Source organism: Candidatus Deferrimicrobiaceae bacterium, assembly GCA_035256765.1.
GTDB lineage: Bacteria > Desulfobacterota > Deferrimicrobia > Deferrimicrobiales > Deferrimicrobiaceae > CSP1-8.
On sequence record DATEXR010000112.1, the window covers coordinates 1 to 5861 of the forward strand.

Sequence of the window (5861 nt, forward strand, 5' to 3'; positions counted from 1 at the left end):
GCTCCCCCCGGTCCCCTCCCCTCCAGACCGGACCGACGGTGTGGATCACATACCGGGCGGGAAGCCGCCCACCGGTCGTCACCACCGCCTCGCCGGGCGGACACTCCCCCTGGCTCGCCCGGATCGCCTTGCACTCGGCAAGGATTGCCGGCCCGCCGGCGCGGTGGATCGCGCCGTCCACCCCGCCCCCTCCCAGTAGCGTTGGGTTGGCGGCATTCACGATGGCGTCCGTCACTTCCCTGGTGATATCTCCCTGGATCAGCTGGATCTTGCCGTACCGGAAATCCCGCTCCATCTCTTTTCCTCCCGGCGGTGTTATGATTTTTCATGATAATTCCTGCCCGGCCTTGGGGAGGGAGAGATAATTCGTGTTGCTTCTGGAAAAGATCGCGGAGAAGAAGATTCGCGAGGCGATCGAGCGGGGGGAGTTCGCAAACCTTCCGGGGGCAGGAAAGCCTCTCCGGCTCGAAGACGACTCGATGATTCCCGAGGACCTTCGCGTCGCCTACAAGATCCTCAAGAACGCCGGGTGCATCCCTCCCGAACTGGAGTTGCGCAGGGAGATCATCACCCTCCGCGACCTGCTGCGGTCCATCGAGGACGAGGATGGGAAACGAGAGAGGATCCGAGAACTTAACTACAAACTCCTGAAGCTCAACATAATAGCAAAGCGCACGGTGAACCTCGACGATTTCCCTGAGTACAAAGACCGGATTCACAAGAAATTGGCCGGTCGGGAAACGGGGTGAGGTTCCCTCCCCCGGCGTCCCTTTCCCCCATCATTTCTCTCGCGGAATCCCGGAAACGGTAGAATCGTGGGCAAGGGGAGGCCCTATCGCATGGTCCCGGCGGAAACGATCCCCGTCCCGAAAACGGTATCCCTCAGGTTACGGGAAGCCCTGCGCAGTCGAAAGGACCTGTGGCGTTTCGTCTCGGAATTCTGCCGCGCCGCGGAAGGCGCCGGCGGATCCCCCTATCTCGTAGGGGGAATCGTCCGCGATCTCCTCGAGGGGCGGCCGGGCAAGGACATCGACCTGATGGTCACCGGGATCGGGTTCGAAACGCTGGGGAAGATCGTCCGGTCCCTTCCCCCGAAGAAGCTCGGGATCCGGCGGGTCATCGCGTCGGGGAAGCAGTTCGCCGTATACAAGGTATCGACCTCCTGGTCGAGGGAGGATATCGACGTGGCTCTCGCGCGACCTGCGCTTTCCACCGGGCCGGGGCACCGCCAGTTCGCGATCCGCACCGACGGAGTTAACGCCCGGGACGACGCGGGCCGGCGCGACTTCACGATCAACAGCCTGATGGTTTCGCTCCGAACATCGGGGAAAAGGGTGACGGCGGAGGTGATCGACTTCTTCGGGGGGATGGAAGACCTTCGACGCAAGCGGATCCGGGGCGTGGGAAATCCGCAGGACCGGATCCGGGAAGATCCCCTGCGGATGCTGCGGGCGATCCGTCAGAAAAACGAGCGGCCCGGCTACGTGATCGAGAAGAGGACCTGGCAGGCGATTCGCCGGGAGGCAAAGGAACGGATCGGGACGATTTCCGGCGAGCGTATCGTCGGCGAACTGGCGAAATCCCTGACGGCAAATCCGACGGGGACGGTATCGGACCTGTACCGCGCGGGGATCCTGCCGATCCTGATTCCCGAGATCCCGAACTGGGGTTCCGGTCCCCTCTCCCGCATGAAGAAGCGGTACGCCCTGCTCGAACGCACCCTCGACCGACCGCTGCCGGAGACACTGCTGTTCGCCAACCTCCTGGTGGACGCCGCCGGGGACGAGTTGCGTCAACGTTTCCGGGAAGGGAAACGGGAATCCCCGGGCCGGAAGGGACGGCAAGGGATTCCCGCAGGGCTTCTCGGGAGAAACGCTTTCCGCCTGCCCCGCACGAACGCCCTCGCCCGACGGCTCCATATCCCCGGCGTCCGGAAAGTGGTCCGGATGGTCGAGGACCTGTTCCGCCTATCGCATTACCGGATGCTGCGCAACCCGCATGCCCAGATCGAGAGGTTTTTTTCCCGGTGGGAGAACCCGGACCTGCTGCACGCCCTCTACGCGGCCGCCCACAAGGCGGCGGACCGCAGGAAAGAGGACTTCCGCCCGATCCTTGCGAAAGCGGCGAGGCGCAAGTCCCTTCTCTCCGGCGACGACGTCCTGGCTCTGGGAGTCCCGGCGGGGCCGCAGGTGGAATCGATCCTGGAACAGGTCCGGGAGGCGACGATTACCGGCGCGGTTTCCGATAGGGAAGAAGCCGGAAGGCTGGTCGCCTTCCTCTCCGGGGACGAAAGGCTCTCCACCCTTCTTCACCGGGGAAAAAGATCGAGAAGAAGGGTGAGCAAAAGCCCCGCCAGGGCAAGATAGAGGACGAATTCGTTCGGGACGAGATGGCGGAACTCGGTGATCTCTTCGAACATCAGGAAGCTGACCAGTAGTGGACCGGCTTGAAGGATCATTGATCGGCCCTCCCGGGGCGCCCCCCTTTTTGCCTGAGAACGTAACGCCCCCTCTTGGGGCGGAGTTCGCCCGCTTCTCCCTTTTTTCATTATATCCCTTTCCGGAATCCTCCGGGAGGGGTACCCCGCTCCCGGCACCGGGAGTAAAATGGAAATGAAGAAAGGGGAGAAGATCCCTATCGTTGGCCCCGGCATCTTACCGCAAGGGACTTTGGTCCCGCAGAGGAAGGAGGGCAAAGATGAGAATCCGGAATAACGCCTTTCCGCTTGCGGTGTCCTTGGTGCTGGTGGTTTCGCTGTTCGGAGGGTGCGCCCGGAATAAGCAGGCGCTGCGTGCGGAGGAATCCGGCGTGGCCGTCCGGCTGCCTCCTCTGGAAGCCATGGATGTTCGCCTCCGATCGGAAAGGCCGGAAACGCCCCCGAAGCTGCCCCTCTCCCTGGCGGATGAGACGAGGGACCGCTGGCTCACGCTGTTCGAGGTAACGTTCAGCCCCGTAGCCGCGGGAAACCTCCCCGAAAAAGGGCCGCCGAAGGAGTAGGGAACACCGATACCGGTAACGGAGTCGGCCCCCGCGGCGCGCCGGGGTCACCGGACGGATCTGCCCCCGCGGCCGCCCCCGGTACCGAAATCGTATCCGCCTCGGCCGACGTCCCGAACGGCATCACCCCGGGTTCCCCCGGATCTCTCCCGGGAGGGGGAACGGTTTTCCATCGAGCGTTCCACGGTGGGAACGCCTCCCGGAACCGACCTGCCTCCTGCTCCGGGTCCCAGGGCGCGTCCGGCATCGGGCGTCGTTCTCCCCGGAAGCGCCGGCGCCCTCTCCCGGATTCGCGGAGAGGACTCCCTTACGCCTCTCAGAGGCGCCACCTGACCGGGGGAGGATCCCCGCTCCCGGACGCGATTCCCGTACCGCTCCGATCGGGCCGGCTCCCTTACCCCCTGCATTCGGGATTCCGATCGACTTTGCGGTCTGGCTGACGGAGGCGATTCCCGCTGCAACCTCTCCGGCCGCGCCGGGCGCTCTTGCGCCGGGCGTTCCGTTCCCCGGATGCTCTCCTGGGGTCGCTCGCCCCTTCCGGGTCGGGACCGGTCGATCCCCTGTTCCCTTCGCGCCGGACCTGTTCTTGACCCGCTCTGCATCCTCACCCCTCCTTCCCCGCGAGGGGTCGTGCTCCGCGTCCGAACCGCTTCACGGCTCTCTCTCCGGACGGCGGTCCAGTCGCGCCACTCGCCCGCACTGCTCCCTCCCCGCCGCACGTAGACGGTCCCGCGCGAAAGCGGGCGTTCCCACGAGGAAAGCCGGGAGTCGGAACGGGTGAATGCGATGCGTCCCCTCCGCTCGCCGGGTCGAAGCGGAACCCACCGCACACGGCTGCCGTCCCGGACGAAACGGACGTTCGCGGGGTAATAATACGCGCGAGAATGATAATAGGGGTAGTGATAGTTCCCGAACGCAAAGGATAAGGAGACGAACGAATGGAACGGATACCAGACCCAGCCGAAGACCGCGTCGGTGTACCAGTACCCGTAATGGTAGGGATACCACCCCCACGGCTCGTAGGAGATCCAGGTCCACCCGTACGGGGAGACCCAGCCCCATCTCCCGTAATAATACGGGGACCACCCCGGGGACACCCTCGGACGCCACACATACCCGTATTCCTGCGAATTCACCCATTCCCCGTAATCCCGGAGTTCGTATGCCGCCGCCGGGGGAACGCCGGTCTGTTTCTCGGTGTCCGAGAGAGGGGGGGGCTCCTCGTAGGAGTCGCGTTCTTCGCCGGCATAGCGACTGATCCGCACCTCTTCCCCGATCAACGCCTGCTCCCCCGCCCGGACCGGTAACTCACCCTCGTTCCTGCTGATGGTCCCTTGGCCCTTGCGGACGATCAATGTCGTCTCACCGGTTTCCGAGGCGGTCATCCAATATCGGCCGGGGACGGCAAACTCCGCCTTCCCTCCCCCCGGGATCATGACGCGGACGGGGGCAAAATCGGTTTCAGGCAGGGAGAACCGGATCTCCCCGGACCGGAGCCGGAATGCCGTGGCATCGTCTTCCACACCACGGACGGACAGCTCGGTGCCGGCGGTAAGGAGGACGAATTGCCCCCCGTGGAACTGCAACTCCGCCTCGGATCCGTCCGGGATGCTGATCAACGACCTGGCGGGCACGGGGCTGTTGGTGGGAAACTCTTCCCAGTCCCCGGAGTCCGGGGTTCGCACCCATGCGGTTCCCTCGAAAATCTTCAGACGGGTGACGGAATACGCCGGAACACCCTCGTATTCGTCCTCTTCCACCGCATGTCCCGGAATGGCGGACAGGGCCAGGGAAATCGCCACAATCCCGACCATCCTCATCCATCTCATCGCATCCTCTCCCTTCCCTCGATGTCGCCACGCCGTCGCACAACACTGCCACTCCTCCCGGTTGAGCGGCTTGGCGATGACCCGCGCTGTTTTGTGAATCCGGCAGTGCCAAGTCCACTCCAACCGGGTTACTAGTTAGACGCCGCCGGCCGCCAAGAATATTCACCCCTTCGCCCCGTTCCTTCCCGCAGTCACGTTGGCGGATTCCCCTATTATTATGTAGAAACCCCGCAGGAACAGGAAAGTTCCTCCATTCCTCCGCTCCCACGCTCCCATCCGCGGGGAGGGTTGCTATACTGATCCCCTCGATTTTCCGACGGGAGGGACCTTGTACCGGCTGACCGACCGGAACCGCGCGATCGGTGAAATGTTTTCCTCGATCGCGCCGAGGTACGACTTCCTGAACCGGTTCCTTTCCCTGGGAACGGACCGCCGCTGGCGCCGGGAGGCCGTGGCCCGCATCGAACCCGAAACCGGGGGGGTCCACCTGGACGTGGCGACCGGCACCGCCGACATCGCCCTGGAGATCTTCCGTCAGAAGGGGAAAAACGCGTTCGTGGCGGGCGTGGACATCTCGGCGGGCATGATGCGGATCGGCCGGGAGAAGGGGGCCCGCGCGGGGCTTGGCGGCAGGCTGGCCTTTGTGCAGGCACCCGGCGAGGCGCTCCCCTTCCGGGACGAGTCGTTCGATTCCGCCTCCATAGCGTTCGGGATCCGGAACGTGGGCGACCGGGAGCTCGGGATGCTGGAGATGTGCAGGGTGGTCAAACCGGGCGGTCGCGTCGTGGTCCTGGAATTCTCGCAGCCGGAAACCGCTTTCTTCGGAATCCTTTATCGCTTCTACTTCACTCGGGTGCTCCCAAGGCTGGGGGGGCTTTTCTCCCGGCGGAGCGCATACTCCTATCTCCCCGACTCGGTCCGGGAATTTCCCCCGCCCCCGGAATTCGCGGAGATGATGCGAAACGCAGGGTGCGATCCCGTAACCTTTCGGCCGCTGACCCGCGGCATCGTGACCCTCTACGTCGGAGTCAAGCG

At 64.4% G+C, this 5861-nt stretch carries 7 protein-coding genes; 4 read left to right on the forward strand and 3 right to left on the reverse strand.

Going from position 1 to position 5861, the window contains the following annotated elements:
• Nucleotides 1-295 (reverse strand): macro domain-containing protein (locus VJ307_03710; GenBank protein ID HJX73240.1); only part of this gene is annotated, 295 nt, incomplete at its 3' end.
• Between the two features lie 73 nt (nucleotides 296-368).
• Here VJ307_03710 and VJ307_03715 point away from each other — a divergent pair.
• Both VJ307_03715 and VJ307_03720 read left to right on the forward strand, forming a co-directional pair.
• Nucleotides 369-749, forward strand: coding sequence for a DnaJ family domain-containing protein (locus VJ307_03715; GenBank protein ID HJX73241.1), 381 nt, complete (start codon nucleotides 369-371; stop codon nucleotides 747-749).
• A gap of 90 nt (nucleotides 750-839) precedes the next feature.
• The gene (locus tag VJ307_03720) at nucleotides 840-2366 is read left to right on the forward strand and encodes a hypothetical protein (protein ID HJX73242.1); all 1527 of its coding nucleotides are present in this window, start codon (nucleotides 840-842) and stop codon (nucleotides 2364-2366) included.
• On the opposite strand, the gene VJ307_03725 is transcribed toward VJ307_03720, so the two are convergent.
• Nucleotides 2309-2458: a hypothetical protein gene (locus VJ307_03725; protein ID HJX73243.1), complete on the reverse strand. Its 150-nt coding sequence runs from the start codon at nucleotides 2456-2458 to the stop codon at nucleotides 2309-2311. The two genes, VJ307_03720 and VJ307_03725, sit on opposite strands and share 58 nt — an antisense overlap.
• A 239-nt stretch (nucleotides 2459-2697) precedes the next feature.
• Here VJ307_03725 and VJ307_03730 point away from each other — a divergent pair, with 239 nt between their 5' ends.
• Complete coding sequence (locus VJ307_03730; protein HJX73244.1) at nucleotides 2698-2997, forward strand: hypothetical protein; 300 nt, start codon at nucleotides 2698-2700, stop codon at nucleotides 2995-2997.
• Nucleotides 2998-3044: 47 nt separating this feature from the next.
• Here the strand turns inward: VJ307_03730 and VJ307_03735 are convergent, their stop codons facing one another.
• On the reverse strand, nucleotides 3045-4826 hold the full coding sequence (locus tag VJ307_03735; GenBank protein ID HJX73245.1) for a DUF6600 domain-containing protein: 1782 nt from the start codon (nucleotides 4824-4826) through the stop codon (nucleotides 3045-3047).
• A 367-nt stretch (nucleotides 4827-5193) separates the two neighbouring features.
• Here VJ307_03735 and ubiE point away from each other — a divergent pair.
• The coding region (gene ubiE, locus VJ307_03740; GenBank protein HJX73246.1) for a bifunctional demethylmenaquinone methyltransferase/2-methoxy-6-polyprenyl-1,4-benzoquinol methylase UbiE at nucleotides 5194-5861 on the forward strand (668 nt) is incomplete at its 3' end.